This is a genomic window from Tardiphaga sp. 813_E8_N1_3 (genome assembly GCF_051811025.1).
Classification (GTDB): domain Bacteria; phylum Pseudomonadota; class Alphaproteobacteria; order Rhizobiales; family Xanthobacteraceae; genus Tardiphaga.
This window is the reverse complement of record NZ_JBPWQE010000001.1, coordinates 222,810-238,870: the sequence shown is the minus strand read 5'-3', so window position 1 is coordinate 238,870 and position 16,061 is coordinate 222,810. Positions and strand designations below refer to the sequence as shown.

General features: G+C 61.9%; 16 protein-coding genes. 12 read left to right on the top strand and 4 right to left on the bottom strand.

All coding sequences use genetic code 11. The features are described from left to right. Nucleotides 1-4: 4 nt before the first annotated feature. Complete coding sequence (locus AB8A33_RS01075) at nucleotides 5-403, top strand: (deoxy)nucleoside triphosphate pyrophosphohydrolase (RefSeq protein ID WP_439091073.1); 399 nt, start codon at nucleotides 5-7, stop codon at nucleotides 401-403. On the opposite strand, the gene AB8A33_RS01070 is transcribed toward AB8A33_RS01075, so the two are convergent. Further along, nucleotides 400-1,248: a methyltransferase domain-containing protein gene (locus AB8A33_RS01070; protein ID WP_439091072.1), complete on the bottom strand. Its 849-nt coding sequence runs from the start codon at nucleotides 1,246-1,248 to the stop codon at nucleotides 400-402. The two genes, AB8A33_RS01075 and AB8A33_RS01070, sit on opposite strands and share 4 nt — an antisense overlap. A gap of 77 nt (nucleotides 1,249-1,325) precedes the next feature. Between AB8A33_RS01070 and AB8A33_RS01065 the strand changes: the two genes are divergently transcribed. The 10 genes from AB8A33_RS01065 to AB8A33_RS01020 all read left to right on the top strand — a co-directional run bounded on the left by AB8A33_RS01065 (nucleotide 1,326) and on the right by AB8A33_RS01020 (nucleotide 11,980). After that, nucleotides 1,326-2,135 carry a ComF family protein gene (locus AB8A33_RS01065; RefSeq protein ID WP_439091071.1) on the top strand — a complete coding sequence of 270 codons (810 nt, stop codon included), beginning with the start codon at nucleotides 1,326-1,328 and terminating at the stop codon, nucleotides 2,133-2,135. A 31-nt stretch (nucleotides 2,136-2,166) separates the two neighbouring features. After that, nucleotides 2,167-2,442 (top strand): glutaredoxin 3, encoded by a 276-nt coding sequence (gene grxC / locus AB8A33_RS01060; RefSeq protein WP_439091070.1) that lies wholly within the window; start codon nucleotides 2,167-2,169, stop codon nucleotides 2,440-2,442. Further along, entirely contained in the window at nucleotides 2,439-3,338 is a 900-nt protein-coding gene (locus AB8A33_RS01055; protein ID WP_093757467.1) for a carbon-nitrogen hydrolase family protein, read from the top strand. The genes grxC and AB8A33_RS01055 overlap by 4 nt, the downstream gene beginning before the upstream one ends. Next, on the top strand, nucleotides 3,335-3,805 hold the full coding sequence (locus AB8A33_RS01050) for a DUF1178 family protein (protein WP_439091069.1): 471 nt from the start codon (nucleotides 3,335-3,337) through the stop codon (nucleotides 3,803-3,805). Before AB8A33_RS01055 ends, AB8A33_RS01050 begins: the two co-directional genes overlap by 4 nt. A 353-nt stretch (nucleotides 3,806-4,158) precedes the next feature. After that, nucleotides 4,159-6,102, top strand: coding sequence for a PrkA family serine protein kinase (locus AB8A33_RS01045; RefSeq protein WP_439091068.1), 1,944 nt, complete (start codon nucleotides 4,159-4,161; stop codon nucleotides 6,100-6,102). Between the two features lie 25 nt (nucleotides 6,103-6,127). Next, on the top strand, nucleotides 6,128-7,399 hold the full coding sequence (locus tag AB8A33_RS01040; protein WP_439095823.1) for a YeaH/YhbH family protein: 1,272 nt from the start codon (nucleotides 6,128-6,130) through the stop codon (nucleotides 7,397-7,399). Further along, the gene (locus AB8A33_RS01035) at nucleotides 7,396-8,931 is read left to right on the top strand and encodes a SpoVR family protein (protein ID WP_439091067.1); all 1,536 of its coding nucleotides are present in this window, start codon (nucleotides 7,396-7,398) and stop codon (nucleotides 8,929-8,931) included. The genes AB8A33_RS01040 and AB8A33_RS01035 overlap by 4 nt, the downstream gene beginning before the upstream one ends. Before the next feature lie 97 nt (nucleotides 8,932-9,028). After that, the gene (locus tag AB8A33_RS01030) at nucleotides 9,029-9,304 is read left to right on the top strand and encodes a metal/formaldehyde-sensitive transcriptional repressor (protein ID WP_116660080.1); all 276 of its coding nucleotides are present in this window, start codon (nucleotides 9,029-9,031) and stop codon (nucleotides 9,302-9,304) included. A gap of 11 nt (nucleotides 9,305-9,315) precedes the next feature. Continuing rightward, nucleotides 9,316-10,242, top strand: coding sequence for a CDF family Co(II)/Ni(II) efflux transporter DmeF (dmeF, locus tag AB8A33_RS01025; RefSeq protein WP_439091066.1), 927 nt, complete (start codon nucleotides 9,316-9,318; stop codon nucleotides 10,240-10,242). Nucleotides 10,243-10,387: 145 nt separating this feature from the next. Further along, nucleotides 10,388-11,980 carry a class I adenylate-forming enzyme family protein gene (locus tag AB8A33_RS01020; RefSeq protein ID WP_439091065.1) on the top strand — a complete coding sequence of 531 codons (1,593 nt, stop codon included), beginning with the start codon at nucleotides 10,388-10,390 and terminating at the stop codon, nucleotides 11,978-11,980. Here AB8A33_RS01020 and AB8A33_RS01015 read toward each other — a convergent pair whose 3' ends face one another. The 3 genes from AB8A33_RS01015 to AB8A33_RS01005 form a co-directional block, all read right to left on the bottom strand. Then, entirely contained in the window at nucleotides 11,981-13,570 is a 1,590-nt protein-coding gene (locus tag AB8A33_RS01015) for a gamma-glutamyltransferase family protein (protein ID WP_439091064.1), read from the bottom strand. It lies immediately after the preceding gene. A 70-nt stretch (nucleotides 13,571-13,640) separates the two neighbouring features. Further along, the gene (locus tag AB8A33_RS01010) at nucleotides 13,641-14,849 is read right to left on the bottom strand and encodes an amidohydrolase family protein (RefSeq protein ID WP_439091063.1); all 1,209 of its coding nucleotides are present in this window, start codon (nucleotides 14,847-14,849) and stop codon (nucleotides 13,641-13,643) included. A 93-nt stretch (nucleotides 14,850-14,942) separates the two neighbouring features. After that, on the bottom strand, nucleotides 14,943-15,428 hold the full coding sequence (locus AB8A33_RS01005; RefSeq protein ID WP_439091062.1) for a MarR family winged helix-turn-helix transcriptional regulator: 486 nt from the start codon (nucleotides 15,426-15,428) through the stop codon (nucleotides 14,943-14,945). Nucleotides 15,429-15,577: 149 nt separating this feature from the next. Between AB8A33_RS01005 and AB8A33_RS01000 the strand changes: the two genes are divergently transcribed. After that, nucleotides 15,578-16,000, top strand: a complete 423-nt coding sequence (locus tag AB8A33_RS01000) for an organic hydroperoxide resistance protein (RefSeq protein WP_439091061.1) — start codon at nucleotides 15,578-15,580, stop codon at nucleotides 15,998-16,000. Nucleotides 16,001-16,061: the final 61 nt, after the last annotated feature.

Genomic DNA, 16,061 nt, shown 5'->3' with positions numbered 1-16,061 from the left:
TCCGATGAAAATGGTTCTCGTCGTCGCCTGCGCATTGATTGATCCCGACGGCCGCGTGCTGATCGCACAGCGGCCGGAAGGAAAGGCGCTGGCTGGTCTTTGGGAATTTCCCGGCGGCAAGCTCGAGCCCGGCGAACGGCCGGAAGCCGCGCTGATCCGCGAGCTTCACGAGGAGCTCGGGATCTCCGTGAAGGAAGCCTGCCTCGCACCGCTGACCTTCGCCAGCCACGCCTATGAGGACTTCCATCTGTTGATGCCGCTCTATATCTGCCGACGCTGGGAAGGCCTTGCGATCTCGAAGGAAGGCCAGAACCTCAAATGGGTGCGGCCGAACAAGCTGCGCGACTATCCGATGCCCGCCGCGGATATCCCGCTGATCCCGCATCTGATCGATCTGCTCTAGGGCTTCAGCCCCTTCACCGCGTCGGCGAGACTTGCTTTCGCCGAGCCTGGCTTCAGCGGCTTCTGCTGGCTCTCATGCGGCGCCCAGCCGGACAGCCAGATGACATCAAAGGTCGCGCGGATGCGGCCGTCGGGGTCGGCGAAACGCTCGCTATAGATCTGCGCCATGCGCAGCAACGTCGCGCGGCGGAGCGGTGCGCGGCGGCGCTCGACCAGCACATTGGTCGCGCCCATCCTGCGGAGGTCCTGCATCAGACCGAATGCGCTGTCGTAGCGTACCACGACGCGATCGACATCGGTCACCGGCAGCGCAAATCCCGCGCGCTGCAGCAAGGCGCCGACATCGCGCAGATCGGCTGACGGTGCGACACGTGGCGAGATGCCGCTTTCGCGTTCGGCTTCCGCTGCGGCGAAGCTCTGCCGCAGTTCGGTCAGCGTGTCGCCGCCGAGCATTGCGGCCAGCAGCAGACCATCAGGCTTCAGCGCGCGGCGGATCTGCGCCATCACGCCTGGCAGATCGTTAACGAAGTGCAGCCCGAGCGCGGAAATGACGAGATCGAGCGACGCCGGCGCGAGATTGAGACCGTCGCTTTCGACATCGGGCACGTCGGCATGTGTGAGATGGCCGACACGCCCCGCCACAACATCGCGCAGACGGTTGCCCGGCGTCGCGACGTCAGCGGCATTGTCGAACTGGCGCAGCACCGCCTGCAATCGCTCATCCATGTCGGCGATGACACGATCCAGCAGGAAATTCTCGGCGCCCAGCCGCGACGCACGCGCCTGCCGCGCCCGCAGCAGAGCGCGGTCGAACAGGATCGGTGCGGCATTCGGGGTCTGAGCCATGCGGCTTGGTACGCCGAAGACCAGGGATCTGGCAATCGCGCTTGAGATCAGCGCAGGAGGGCTCTAGCCTTCAACCTATGGACGCAGAGGCCACAGTGTCATGGTCCCTCCCCGCGCAATTGCGCGGCGCGCTGAGGCTTTGCCGGTCTGCATGGACTCAAACCGCCCGCCTTGCGCTCGACATCGCATTGCCGACGCTCTGCGTCGCCTGCCGGGAACCCGTCGCCGGCGAAGGCGTCTGCGCGGTCTGCTGGGGCAAGCTGTCCTTCATCGCGCCGCCGTTCTGCAGCCGGCTCGGCATCCCGTTTGTCTATGATCCCGGCCCGGGCATCCTATCGATGCAGGCGATCGCCGATCCGCCGGCCTATCAGCGCGCCCGCGCAGCCGTGCGCTATGACGATGTTGCCCGCACGCTGGTGCATCAGTTGAAATATCACGACCGGACAGACCTCGCGCCAACCATGGGTCGCTGGATGGCGCGTGCGGGGAAGGAATTGCTAGCAGACGCCGATATTCTGGTGCCGGTGCCGCTGCATTGGCGCCGCGGCTTCAGCCGGCGCTTCAACCAGTCCGGCGCGCTGGCGCGGGCCATCGGCCGGCAGAGCGGCGTTGCGATATCCCGCGACGCCCTGCGGCGAATACGCCCGACCGAACACCAGATCGGCCTGTCGCGCAGCGAGCGTGCCAGCAATGTGCAGGGCGCCTTCAAGGTCCCGCCTGAACGCCGGGCTGAAATCCAGGGCCGCCGCGTCATTCTGGTCGACGACGTGCTGACCTCGGGTGCCACGACGGACGCCTGCGCGCGGGCGCTGCTGCGCGCCAAGGCAGCCCAGGTCGATGTGTTGGTCTTTGCGCGGGTTGTGGAGGCCCACAAGGTCCCCATATAATCAGACACTTCCCTGCGAACCGGAGCACCAGATGGCCGCCGCGATTGAAATCTACACCCGCCCCGGCTGCGGCTATTGCAGCGCCGCGATCTCGCTGCTCCAGCGCAAGAAAGCTGCATTCACCCATTTCGACACCGCGACCGATCCGAAGCTGCGCCAGGAAATGTTCGACCGTACCTATCCCGGCGCCACTTTCCCGCAGATCTTCATCGGCGGCACTCTGATCGGCGGCTGCGACGATCTCTACGCATTGGACCGCGAAGGCAAATTCGACGCTATTATCGCAGGCGAGAAGGCCACCTCATGAGCCAGACATCCCCGACGTCCGAGCCCCAGACCTTCACCGCCGCCATGGTGCAGATGCGCACCGGCCTGCTGCCGGAGCCGAGCCTCGAACAGGGCCGGCATCTGATCCGCGAAGCCGCGCTCGCCGGCGCCGACTATGTGCTCACGCCGGAAGTGAGCAACATGATGCAGCTCAACCGCACGGCGCTGTTCGAACATCTGCGCCCGGAGGAAGACGACCTTTCCCTGAAGGCCTATCGAGCGCTCGCCGCAGAGCTGAAGATCTACCTGCATATCGGATCGCTGGCCGTGCTGGCCAATCCGGAGCGCGCGGCCAACCGCTCGTTCCTGATCGGACCGGACGGCAATGTCCTGGCGAGCTACGACAAGATCCACATGTTCGACATCGACCTGCCAAATGGTGAGAGCTATCGCGAATCCGCGAATTATCAGCCGGGCGAGACTGCCGTCATCTCCGACCTTCCCTGGGGCCGCATCGGCCTGACCATCTGCTACGACGTTCGCTTCCCGGCGCTGTACCGCGCATTGGCCGAAAGCGGCGCGTCATTCCTCACCGTGCCCTCGGCCTTCACCCAGAAGACCGGTGAAGCCCATTGGCACACGCTGCTGCGCGCCCGCGCCATCGAGACCGGCTGCTTTGTGTTCGCCGCGGCCCAGGGCGGCGTGCATGAGAACAAGCGTGCGACATATGGACACTCGCTGATTATCGACCCATGGGGCGTGGTTCTGGCCGAAGCGACCGGCATCGAGCCGGGCTTCATTCTGGCCAAAATCGATCCTGCGAAGGTGACGGAAGCGCGCAAGACCGTGCCGTCCCTGCAGCACGGTCGCCGCTTCAGCGTCAGCGATCCCAAATCGGGCCCTGACTATCTGCACCTTGTCCGGCAAGCGACATGATCCGTTACGACCTGCGCTGCGAGAAGGGCCATGCTTTTGAAAGCTGGTTCCAGAGTTCCGGCGCCTATGACTCCCAGGTGAAGCGCAAGCTGGTGAATTGCCCGAACTGCGGATCGGTGAAGGTCGAGAAGGCCATTATGGCCCCGCGCATCCTGACCAAGAGCAAGAATCGCCCGGCACCCGCGGAGGCCCCCGCCCCTGACGCAGGTTCCGAGACCACAGCCCCGCTGATGATGGCGCCGCAGGAAGCCGAGCTGCGCGCCAAGCTGAAAGAACTGCGCGATCACGTCACCAAAAACGCGGACAATGTCGGTGAAAGCTTCCCGACCGAAGCCCGCAAGATGCATTATGGCGACATCGAACATCGTCCGATCTACGGCGAAGCAACGCCGGATGAAGCACGGTCGCTGATCGATGAAGGTATCGAGGTGACTCCGCTGCCGGTCCTGCCCAGCGATCGGAACTGAGCGCAACCTCCGTTAACCAGCACTCTTGTGCGCGTTTCGACTCATCCAAACTGCGCCATCGGTACAGGACTCCGAAAGCTTTAAAACATACGGCAACTTTGTGGCGTTCGAGTCACAGGCGTGCACAATCGCTTTGTTAGCCCTTGAGAGATGGCAAAACTCGCCTAACTTATAAGCAAGTGCCTGAATATGAGTCGCGCGCTGCACTCAGATCGCATTGCGCGATTTCGGACCTGGATGTGTCCTGAAGGCTATAGTGCTGATGTTGAGTCGCGATCGGAAAGACGCGTTCCGTTACCACCTTAGGAGCATCGCGACCAACAGGACGGCCGACCAGCAAGGAGAGAGGGATCATGTACAACGATTCTCTGTTCAATGCGTTCGCTAGAAGTTACGAAGCCCGAAGTGAGACGGACATGTCGATGTCCGAGTATCTGGAATCCTGCAGAGGAGACCCGATGCGATATGCGAACGCGGCGGAACGCCTACTGGCGGCGATCGGCGAACCTCAAATGATAGACACGGCCAAGGATCCACGCCTTGGCCGTATTTTTTTGAATCGTACCATCCGTAGCTATCCAGCCTTTGCCGGCTTTCACGGCATGGAAGATACGATCGAACGCATCGTCGCCTTCTTCCGCCATGCGGCGCAGGGCCTCGAAGAGCGCAAGCAGATTCTCTATCTGCTCGGCCCGGTCGGCGGCGGCAAGTCATCGCTTGCCGAGCGCCTCAAGGCCTTGATGGAAGTCCATCCCATTTATGTATTGAAAGCCGGCGACGAACTCTCTCCGGTTTATGAAAGCCCGCTCAGCCTGTTCGATCCGGACGCGCTCGGCCCGATGATCGAAGAGAAATACGGCATTCCACGCCGACGGCTTACGGGCCTTATGAGTCCGTGGTGCTACAAGCGGCTCGAAGCTTTCGGCGGCGACATCTCGCAATTCCGCGTCGCCCGCATCCAGCCGTCGCGATTGCGCCAGATCGCTATCGCAAAGACCGAACCCGGCGACGAGAACAACCAGGACATCTCCTCGCTGGTCGGCAAGGTGGATATCCGCAAGCTCGAGATCTTCGCGCAAAACGATCCCGACGCCTACAGCTATTCCGGCGGCCTCAACCGCGCCAATCAGGGCGTGCTTGAATTCGTCGAAATGTTCAAGGCGCCGATCAAGATGCTGCATCCGCTGCTGACGGCGACGCAGGAAGGCAACTATATCGGCACCGAAAATATCGGCGCAATTCCGTTCACTGGCGTGATTCTCGCCCACTCCAACGAGTCCGAGTGGCAGAGTTTCAAGGCCAACAAGAACAATGAAGCCTTCATCGATCGTATCTGCGTCATTAAGGTGCCGTACTGCCTGCGCGTCACCGAAGAACAGAAGATCTACGAGAAGCTCATTCAGGGCTCCGAACTCGCCACCGCACCTTGCGCACCGGCGACGCTGGAAACCCTGGCACGCTTCTCCGTGATGTCGCGGCTGCGCAAGCACGAGAACTCGACGACCTTCGCCAAGATGCGGGTCTATGACGGCGAAAGCCTGAAAGAGTCGGACCCGAAAGCCCGCAGCGTTCAGGAATACAAGGACGCCGCCGGTGTTGATGAAGGCATGGACGGTGCTTCGACGCGCTTCGCGTTCAAGATCCTGGCCGCAACCTACAATCACGACACGTCGGAGATTGGGGCGGATCCCGTACACCTGATGTATACGCTGGAGCAGGCGATCCGCAGGGAGCAGATGCCTGATGAAGTCGAAAAACGTTATCTCGAATTCATCAAGGCCGAGCTCGTGCCGCGTTACGCGGAGTTCATCGGTCACGAAATCCAGAAAGCCTATCTGGAATCGTATTCGGACTACGGCCAGAACCTGTTCGATCGTTACGTCGACTATGCCGATGCCTGGATCGAGGATCAGGACTTCAAGGATCCTGACACCGGACAATTGCTCGATCGCGAATTGCTCAATCAGGAACTGAGCAAGATCGAAAAGCCGGCCGGAATCGCCAACCCCAAGGACTTTCGCAACGAAGTCGTGAAGTTCTCGCTTCGCTCGCGGGCACAGTACGGTGGAAAGAATCCGGCCTGGACGAGTTATGAGAAGATCAGGGAAGTCATCGAAAAGCGCATCTTCTCTCAAGTCGAAGATCTGCTTCCGGTGATCTCCTTCGGATCGAAGAAGGACGGCGAGACCGAGAAAAAGCATGACGACTTCGTCGCGCGAATGGTCGATCGTGGCTACACTGAACGCCAGGTTCGCCGTCTCGTCGAATGGTATATGCGCGTGAAACAGGCCGGCTGACGCGAGGAGCCAACATAACGTGGCCATGCATATCGTCGATAGACGCCTGAACCCGAGCAGCAAGAGTCTAGAGAACCGCCAGCGGTTCTTGCGGCGCGCGAAAGCTCTGGTTCAGGGAGCCGTCAAGAAAGCCTCCCAGGACCGCGACATCAAAGACGTCCTGGAAGGCGGGGAAGTCTCCATCCCGCTCGACGGGATGAACGAACCCCGCTTTCATCGCGAAGGCGGAGTTCGCGACCGCGTATTACCCGGCAACGTGAAATTCGTGGAAGGTGATTACCTTCAGCGGCCGCAATCGAAGAGCGGCAGATCGAACGATGCCGGTGAAGGCGACGGCGAGGATGCGTTCCGGTTTGTGCTCAGCCGGGATGAGTTCGTCGATATTTTCCTCGACGACCTGGAACTGCCGGATCTTTCCAAGCGCAAGCTGGCCGAAGTCGAAAACGAAGGCCTGCGTCGCGCCGGATATACGACGTCCGGCTCGCCTGCCAATATCTCGGTCAGCCGCACCGTGCGCTTGGCCATGGCGCGACGGGTTGCACTACAACGACCACGACCGGAAGCCATTGCGCAGCTGGAAGCAGAATTGGAGCATTGCAGTGACGAGCGCCGCCCCGAATTGCTGGCAGAAATCGAGCGATTGAAATCCAAGATGCGGCGGATTCCATTCATCGATCCCATCGATATCCGCTATCGCCGCTTCGAGACCGTGCCAAAGCCGGTGGCGCAGGCTGTGATGTTCTGCCTGATGGACGTTTCCGGCTCGATGTCCGAGCACATGAAGGATCTCGCCAAGCGATTCTACATGCTGCTCTACGTCTTCCTGACGCGTCGCTATCGCAAAGTCGAGATCGTCTTCATCCGTCACACCGACCGCGCCGAGGAAGTCGACGAGCAGACCTTCTTCCACGGCCCTGCATCGGGCGGCACGCTGGTTTCCAGCGCACTGCAGGCCATGCATGAAATCGTGCAGTCACGCTATCGCCCCGCCGACTGGAATATCTATGCTGCACAGGCCTCGGACGGCGACAACTCCTATGCCGACGGTGATCTCTCCGGCCGCCTGCTCAAGGACATGATCCTGCCGGTGACGCAGTTCTTCGCCTATCTGGAAGTGGGCGAATCCGGCAGCCATCCGTTCGAAATGTCGGAATCCTCGCTGTGGACGCTGTATCAGCGGCTGCGCGCGGAAGGTGCACCGCTGTCGATGCGCAAGGTCAACGACCGCAGCGAGATCTTTCCGGTGTTCCACGACCTGTTTCAGCGTCGCCAGGCCAAGGAGAGGGTAGCTCCATGACAGACCGTCTCTACGAAGGCGCCGACTGGGACTTCACCACATTGCAGCGCATCCACGATGCCTGCGAGGAGATTGCCGAAAAAGAGCTCGGCCTCAGCGTCTACCCGAACCAGATCGAAGTCATAACCGCCGAACAGATGCTGGACGCTTACTCGTCCGTAGGCATGCCGCTGTATTACAAGCACTGGTCGTTCGGAAAACAATTCGCCCATCAGGAAGCCTCATATCGCAAGGGCTTGATGGGTCTCGCCTATGAGATCGTCATCAACTCGTCGCCATGCATTTCCTACCTGATGGAGGAAAACACGGCGACGATGCAGACGCTGGTCATTGCCCATGCCGCTTTCGGCCACAATCACTTCTTCAAGAACAATTATTTGTTCAAGCAGTGGACCGACGCCGACGGCATTCTCGACTATCTCGATTTTGCCAAGGGCTATGTGGCGCAGTGCGAGGAAAAACACGGCCGCGCGGCGGTGGAGCAGACACTCGACGCCGCGCACGCGCTGATGTCGCATGGCGTCGATCGCTATCCCGGCAAGAAATCACTGGATTTGCGGGCCGAGGAAAAGCGCGCGCGGGAACGCCGCGACCATGCAGAGGCCGCCTTCAACGATCTGTGGCGCACAGTGCCCACAGGGCGGACGAAGAGTGCCGCGGTGCTGAGCACCGAGCGGCGCCGTGCACTGCTAGGCCTACCGCAGGAGAACCTGCTGTACTTTCTGGAGAAGTCCGCACCGCGCCTGAAGACCTGGCAGCGCGAACTCATCCGCATCGTTCGGCACATCTCGCAATACTTCTACCCACAAGGTCAGACCAAGGTGATGAACGAAGGCACGGCCACTTACGTGCACTATCGCATCATGAGCCGGCTGCATCAGACCGGACAGATCTCGGATGGCAACTTCCTGGAATTCCTGCAATCGCACACCAATGTCGTGTTCCAGCCGAATTACGACGACCGGCGCTTCTCGGGCTTCAACCCCTATGCGCTCGGCTTCGCAATGATGCAGGACATCGAAAAAATCGTCACCGATCCGACCGACGAAGACCGCGCGTGGTTTCCCGATATCGCCGGCAAAGGCGATGCAATGGCGGTCCTGCGCGATATCTGGGCGAACTACCGCGACGAGAGCTTCGTCAGCCAGTTCCTGAGCCCACGACTGATGCGCCACATGCGGATGTTCCACCTGCATGACGATCCGGCCGTGTCGGAAGGCATCCGCGTCGACGCCATCCATGACGAGCGTGGCTATCGTCGCGTCCGACGTGTGCTGGCCCGTCAGTACGATGTCGGCCTGATCGATGCGAACATCGAAGTGGTGGACGTCGACCTCGCCGGCGATCGCCGGTTGATGCTGAAGCACTCGGTGCTCAATGGCGCCCTGCTGAACGAGGCCGACGCAAAGCGGGTGCTGCAGCATCTCGCCGATCTCTGGAGCTACGACGTCTCGCTTGCCGAGGTCGATGCCTCCGGCCTGGTGCTCAAGGAACACGTCGCCCATCCTCGCGTGATGGCCGCGGCCGCCTGATCGATCCCTCCGTCTCCTCCCGTAAACTTCCCCTGCCCGGTTTTTTTGCCGGGCGGGGACTTTCGCTTGGATGAAATATAGGGTAGGGGGCTATCCTATGTCTCATCTCACCGCTAACAAGACCAAGCTGCTCGCCCGAGTCCGTCGGCTCGCCGGCCAAATGGCAGCCATCGAGAAGGCCATCACCGAAGACGCCGGCTGCGCCACAATCCTGCATCAGGTCGCAGGCGTGCGCGGCTCCGTGAGCGGGCTGATGGATGAACTGATCGAGGACCATGTCCGCGAGCATGTCGCCCATCCCGGCCTCAGCGCCGACGACCGTGCGGCTGGAGCCGAAGAACTCATCGCCGCCATCCGGCGCTACGCGAAATAAGGACCGGCAGCATGCGCACCCACGCCGACATCGACCACCTGTCCCACGAGCACATGTTTCTGAGCGACAATCATGACGAGAACACCCGACGTACGCTGTGGGTGGTCGTCCTTACGGCGCTGATGATGGTCGGCGAAATCGTCGCCGGCACAGTCTTCAACTCGATGGCGCTGCTGGCTGACGGCTTCCACATGGCGACACATGCCGTGGCGCTCGCCATTGCTGCGGGCGCCTATGCCTATGCACGCCGCAACGCACATAACCGCCGCTTTACTTTCGGCACGGGCAAGGTCGGCGATCTCGCCGGTTTTGCCTCCGCGTTGGTGCTGGCGATCATCGCCATCGGTATCGCCGTCGAATCCGTGCAGCGGCTATTCAATCCGTCCGCGGTCGCCTTCGGCGAAGCCACGGTGATCGCCGTCATCGGCCTGATCGTGAATATCGCCAGCGCATTTCTGCTGAGCGGCGGGCACCATCACCACGGCCACGATCATCGCGGTCATGACCACGACCATCACCACAGCGCGCATCATCACGACAACAACATGCGCTCCGCCTTCATGCATGTGCTGGCCGATGCGCTGACCTCGGTGCTCGCCATCGCCGCGCTGCTAGCCGGCCGCTATCTTAACTGGGTCTGGCTCGATCCTGTGATGGGCATCGTCGGCGGCATCGTCATCGCCGCCTGGGCGTGGAATCTGCTGCGCGACACGGCGGCCGTGTTGCTCGACACGTCTGATCCGCATCTCGAACAGGAAATCCGCGACGAGGTCGAGCGTCCGGGCGATGCCCGCATCTTCGACCTCCACGTCTGGCGCGTCGGCCCCGGTGCGCATGCCGCGATTGTCGGCTTTGCCGGTGCCGCAAGTGCCGAGGCCGTGCGCCAGCGCCTCGCCGCCGTGAATGAATTGCAGCACGTGACTGTGGAAGCGCGCTAGCACCGGACGCACATCTCCCGCGTTACGAGCCATGCGGCGAAGCGGGTTGGCATTCGCCGCTTGGCTGATTAACCTGACGTCATCATCGCCAGCCAAATGGCGGGGCGTGCCGATTGCGGCGCGCAAAAAAACGTCTGGGACGGACATGCAAGGACAGATCGCGCCGGACACCTCAACGCCGGCCACCCACCATGAAGTTCTCTATGGCGAACGCGTTGTCACCTGTTTCTCCGATCGCCCGCCGACCCTCGACGCCATGCTGCGCGCCGCAGTCGCGCAGAAGCCTGATGGCGTTGCGCTGGTGCTCGGCGAAACACGAGTTACCTATGCGGAGCTCGACCGCGTCGCAGAGAATATCGCTCGCAATCTGATCGCCTCCAGCTTCAAAAGGGGCGAACGCATCGCGATGCTGCTCGGCAACTGCCTGGAATTCATCTTCTGCGCGCTCGGCGCCGTCCGCGCCGGCATGATCGTCGTCCCGCTCAATACGCGGCAGCGTGCACCCGAGATCGACTATGTGTTGCAGCAGTGTGGGGCTTCAGCGCTCGTCTATGACGCCGACTGCGAGGCCAACCTGCCCGCACCGCGTGCGGACTTGCGCAATCAGTGGGTGGTCGGCAGCGGGCGTGCGCCATCGTTTGCGGAGCTGACGAAAGGTGCGCCTGCCGCTGCGCTTCCCGAACTCCATCAGGAAGACACCGTTTTTCTGCTCTATACGTCAGGCACCACTGGCAACCCGAAAGGCGCGATGCTCACCCATGCGAGCATCATCCACTCCCTGCTCAACTTCCAGCACGGCTATGGCCTGCACGACGGTGACGTCACGATGCTGGCGGTGCCAGCATCGCATGTCACCGGGCTTGTGGCATTGATCCTTGCGACCATCAATGTCGCCGGCACCACCGTGATCCTGCCAGCCTTCAAGGCGCCGGAGTTTCTCGCCGTCGCCGCGCGAGAGCGCATGACCTACACGCTGATGGTGCCGGCAATGTATAATCTCTGCCTGCTGCAGCCGGATTTCAATCGTCACGATCTGTCTTCATGGCGCATCGCCGGCTTCGGCGGCGCGCCGATGCCCGAAGCGACCATCACGCGCCTCGCTGAGGTGCTGCCGAAGCTTAATCTCTGTAATGCCTATGGTTCGACTGAGACTTCATCACCCGCGACGATGTTTCCGCCCGGCTCGCCCGTCAGCAAAATCAATTCGGTTGGGCGCCCCGTAACCGGCGCGCATATCGTGGTCGCCGATGACGACGGCCGCGAGGTGCCGGCCGGTCAGGACGGCGAATTGCTGATTGCCGGTCCGATGGTCGTGCCGGGCTATTGGGACAATCCGGATGCGACTCGCACCGGCTTCGTCGGCGGCTACTGGCGCTCCGGCGATATCGGCCGCGTGGATGCGGAGGGTTATGTCTATGTGGTCGACCGCAAGAAGGACATGATCAATCGCGCCGGCTTCAAGATCTACTGCACCGAGGTCGAAAACGTGATGTCACATCATCCCGCCATCCTCGAAAGCGCAGTGGTGGGCAAACCGGATCCAGTGCTGGGCGAACGCGTACACGCCTTCGTCTATAGCCCCGATGGCGGCGATGAGGCCGATATCCGTAAATACTGCGCGGAGCGGCTGTCCGACTACAAGGTGCCGGACAGCATCACCTTCCTGAAGGAGCCGCTGCCGCGCAACGCCAACGGCAAGATCCTCAAGACCGAGCTACGCAAGATGATGGCGAGCTGATCACCAGGCGGCGACAGCACCGTCCGAGCGCGGGTCCGTCGCGCCTTCGAGCACGCCGTTGGCGTGCAGCACGATGGCGCCGGCATGGCCCATGGTGCCGGTATAGCTGCCGAGTACCTCGACCACGTGACCGGCATCGCGAAGCTGCTGGATCAATGCGGGTGAGAAGCGGTCCTCGACCTTCAGCGTGACGCTCTCGTCACCCCAGGTCTTGCCGAGCAACCAGCGCGGCGCGGTCACCGCCTGCTGCAGCGGCATGCCGAACATGCCGTAGCGCGAGAACACCGCCGACTGCGTCTGCGGTTGCCCTTCGCCGCCCATGTTTCCATAGACCATACGACGGCCATCATCAAAGATCGCCATCGCGGGATTGAGCGTGTGGAACGGCTTCCGGCCCGGCTTCAGCGCATTCCAGCCACTCTCGGCAAGCCGGAACGAGGCGCCGCGATTCTGCCAGCAGATGCCGGTTTCCGGCAGCACGACGCCGGAGCCAAATTCGAAATAGACCGACTGGATGAACGACACCGAACGGCCCTCTCCGTCGATGACGCCGAGCCAGATGGTATCGCCGGGCTTGCGCACATGCGGCCATGGCAGCGCAATCTTGCGATCGATATGGCGTGCCAGTTCGTCAAGCTTCGCATCGTCGAGGAATGACTCCGGATCCACCGTCATGTGATCGGGATCGCCGACATGCTCGTCGCGGACGATGAAAGCCTGCTTGGTGGCCTCGACCAGGCCGTGAATGTGATCGAAACCTTCGGCCTGCGTCACACCGAGCCGATCGAACATCGCGAGAATCATCAGCGACGATAGACCCTGCGTCGGCGGCGCCATGTTGAACAGCTGCGCGCCGCGCACCGTGGTCGACAGCGGCGGACGCTCGCTGGCCTGATGGCTTTGCAGATCGGCAGCGGTGACCGGCGACCCCACCGTGGCAAGATCGGCGGCAATGCTATCGGCGAGCTTGCCTTGGTAGAAACTCTCGAAGCCCTCGGCAGCCAGACGCTTTAGAGTCGCGCCGAGCGCGGGAAGCTTCATCACATCACCTTCGGCGGGCGCCTGACCGTTCGGCATGAAAGTCCCGGCGAAATTCGGCTGGTCCTTCAGCTCGGCGGACTTCTCCGTGGTCAACTCAGACTGGCTGCGCGTAACCACGATGCCGCTGTCGGCATAATAGATTGCGCTGTCCAGCAGGCGTTCGCGCGACAGCGGCTTCTGCCAATGCTTCGAAACATCCAGCGCCTTCTGCCAGCCGGACACCGTGCCCGCGACGGTATTGGCCGCGAGCGGGCCACGGAACGGAATCGTCGCGGCGCCCTTCGCCGCATAGTAGGCGAGATCCACCGCTGCACCGGCGCGGCCGCAGGCATCCACCGTGATCGGCGCCTTGCCGGGCTCGGCGATCAGCCAGAAGCCATCGCCGCCGATGCCGGTCATATGCGGATAGACCACCGCCAGCGCTGCTGCCGTGGCAATCGCCGCTTCAACGGCCGTGCCGCCGTCCTTCAGCACATCGAGGCCGGCCTGCGACGCCAGGTGATGAGGAGAGGTCACCATGCCTCGTCGCGCGCGCGGTGTTTCAAGCATTCATCGTCTCCAGAGTGTCTGGCATGCCAGTGGATCGTTGGGCGCAGTCGTAACGGGTCTGGCCGATGATTCAAGCCTTTCGGACGACCTTGCCGTCGCGCGCCACCAGCCGGCCATTCTTGTAGACCGCGCGGCGCTTAGGCAGATCGACCACCGCTTGCGGCACTTCAGGCGCATCGATGGCAACGAAATCGGCCTTGGCGCCGACACGCAGGCCGTGATCCTCCAGCCGCAACGCCGTGGCACCACCGGCGGTGACGATGTCGAAGGCCAGCGTCAAGTCTTCATCGGTATTGAAGCCCGAGCGGTAGCCGATCATCATCGCGCGGCCCAGCATGTCGCCATCGCCATAGGGCCACCAGCTATCGCGGATATTGTCGCAGCCACCGAACACGGTGACGCCCGCCGCGCGCAACAGTTTCACCGGTGGAAACGGCCGCGCACCTGGCGCATTGGTCATGATGGCGACGCCGCTCTTCGCCAGCAATGCGGCAGTCCGCTGCACCACATCAGCCGCGACATCCCCGAGCGAATAGGCATGGCTGATGGCGACAAGCCCCTGCATGCCGAGTGCTTGCGTCCGCGCGCAGATCTGCTCGATCTCGAAAATGCCGAGCATCGAGGGATCGTGCAGATGGATATCCATATCGACGCCGCGGCGCTCGGCGATGCCGAACACGACATCGAGATGCTTTTCGACATCGCGATCGAAACCGCCGGGATCGAGGCCGCCGATCACGTCGGCGCCGAGATCGAAGGCGGCATCGAGCAGATCCGGCGTGCCAGGGCTGCGCAGGATGCCGCTTTGCGGGAAGGCCACGAGCTGGATGTCGATGACGTCGCGATACGCCTCGCGCACGGCGAGGATGGTCTCGAGCGACTTCAGCCCGACAGAGCCATCCACCATCACATGGCTGCGCATCCGCGTGCTGCCGTGACCAAGGCAAAGCTCAAGCTGGCTCTTCGCCCGCTCGGCCATCGGCGCCGCCTTGGCCATGTTATCTGCCTGGATGGCAACGCGCTCCTGCACGTTGAAGCCATTGGAATACGGCACATGCGGCCGCCAGACATCACCGTAGAAACTGGTGTCGAGATGGATGTGGCCTTCGACGAAGGACGGGATCACAAGCGTGCCGCCGAGATCGACGGTCTCTGCAGCTGTCGGTGCTGGATCGCTGCCGGATGTGATCCCCGTGATTAGACCGCCACTGACCGCAATCGTGTTGAGGCTGCCGTCCGCGAATTTCGCCCGCGTAAAAATTTTGTCGATGTCGCTCACGCCAACCTCTCGGACCGATCTGCTGCCGTGAGGTTACAGGAGGACGGCGCAGCGTGCATCCACATGCCGGCCACTGCATAGCCGATGTGCGGATCAGCTTTCGCGCGCAGCCTTGATGAGGTTGTCACGCAGCGTGGCAACGCCCTGCTGCATCTTCTTGAATTCGTCGGGCTCAAGGCCGGATGCCTTCACGAGATTCATGGTCAGCCCCTTCTCGCGCAGCCGCCGGCCTTCGTCGGTTATGCTGATCACCACCTGTCGCTCGTCCTCGGGATCGCGCTGCCGGCGCAGATAACCCATGGTTTCCAGCTTTTTCAGGATCGGCGTCAGCGTGTTCGACTCCAGAAACAGCTTCTCTCCGAGGCTGCCGACAGTTTGCCGGTCCTGCTCCCACAGCGCCACGATGGCGATGTACTGGGTGTAGGTCAGGCCGAGCTTTTCGAGGATCGGCTTGTAGGCCCGGCCATAGGCCAGATTGGTTGAATAGATCGAAAAGCAGAGGAAATCAGACAGTTTCGGCCCGGCCTGCCCGGAATCGGCGGAGGTTTGTTCAATCGATTTGGGCTTGGTGGATGGCATATTTGCACTCCGTCAGGGACACGAGAACGTGACCTATCGGACCCATATATATCGGATGCGATTAGATCGGAAGAGTTGACAAGAACACCCAGGCCGCTATTTATATCGCACTCGATTAAATCGTATACGATATAAAAGGAGAGACGATCATGACCTCGACCACCATCGAAAAGGTTCTCTACACCGCCCAGACCCACACCACCGGCGGCCGCGATGGCGCGTCGCGCAGCTCCGACGGCCGGCTCGATGTCAAGCTGTCGCCTCCCGGCTCGGCCGGCGCTGGCACCAATCCCGAGCAGATGTTCGCGGCCGGCTGGTCCGCCTGCTTCATCGGCGCCATGGGGCGCGCCGCCAGCAATCTGAAGGTCAAGCTGCCGGCGGATGTCGCCGTCGATACCGAAGTCGATCTCGGCACCACCGGCGGTGATTTCTTTCTGCAGGCCCGCCTCAATGTCAGTCTACCCGGCCTGGCACCGGAGATCGCTCGCCAGGTGGTCGATGCTGCGCATCAGATCTGCCCCTACTCCAAGGCAACGCGCGGCAACATCAATGTCGCGATCAACCTGATCTGACCCTCACCTTCTTCCGCGGACCGTCAACCGGTCCGCGGATCGCGGCGCTCCCCCGAACGGT

Bases quoted from the DNA above. Each gene is read 5' to 3' on its own strand.
- AB8A33_RS01075 (WP_439091073.1), top strand. From the start codon at position 5: ATGAAAATGGTTCTCGTCGTCGCCTGCGCATTGATTGATCCCGACGGC.
- AB8A33_RS01070 (WP_439091072.1), bottom strand. From the start codon at position 1,248: ATGGCTCAGACCCCGAATGCCGCACCGATCCTGTTCGACCGCGCTCTG.
- AB8A33_RS01065 (WP_439091071.1), top strand. From the start codon at position 1,326: ATGGACGCAGAGGCCACAGTGTCATGGTCCCTCCCCGCGCAATTGCGC.
- grxC (WP_439091070.1), top strand. From the start codon at position 2,167: ATGGCCGCCGCGATTGAAATCTACACCCGCCCCGGCTGCGGCTATTGC.
- AB8A33_RS01055 (WP_093757467.1), top strand. From the start codon at position 2,439: ATGAGCCAGACATCCCCGACGTCCGAGCCCCAGACCTTCACCGCCGCC.
- AB8A33_RS01050 (WP_439091069.1), top strand. From the start codon at position 3,335: ATGATCCGTTACGACCTGCGCTGCGAGAAGGGCCATGCTTTTGAAAGC.
- AB8A33_RS01045 (WP_439091068.1), top strand. From the start codon at position 4,159: ATGTACAACGATTCTCTGTTCAATGCGTTCGCTAGAAGTTACGAAGCC.
- AB8A33_RS01040 (WP_439095823.1), top strand. From the start codon at position 6,128: ATGCATATCGTCGATAGACGCCTGAACCCGAGCAGCAAGAGTCTAGAG.
- AB8A33_RS01035 (WP_439091067.1), top strand. From the start codon at position 7,396: ATGACAGACCGTCTCTACGAAGGCGCCGACTGGGACTTCACCACATTG.
- AB8A33_RS01030 (WP_116660080.1), top strand. From the start codon at position 9,029: ATGTCTCATCTCACCGCTAACAAGACCAAGCTGCTCGCCCGAGTCCGT.
- dmeF (WP_439091066.1), top strand. From the start codon at position 9,316: ATGCGCACCCACGCCGACATCGACCACCTGTCCCACGAGCACATGTTT.
- AB8A33_RS01020 (WP_439091065.1), top strand. From the start codon at position 10,388: ATGCAAGGACAGATCGCGCCGGACACCTCAACGCCGGCCACCCACCAT.
- AB8A33_RS01015 (WP_439091064.1), bottom strand. From the start codon at position 13,570: ATGCTTGAAACACCGCGCGCGCGACGAGGCATGGTGACCTCTCCTCAT.
- AB8A33_RS01005 (WP_439091062.1), bottom strand. From the start codon at position 15,428: ATGCCATCCACCAAGCCCAAATCGATTGAACAAACCTCCGCCGATTCC.
- AB8A33_RS01000 (WP_439091061.1), top strand. From the start codon at position 15,578: ATGACCTCGACCACCATCGAAAAGGTTCTCTACACCGCCCAGACCCAC.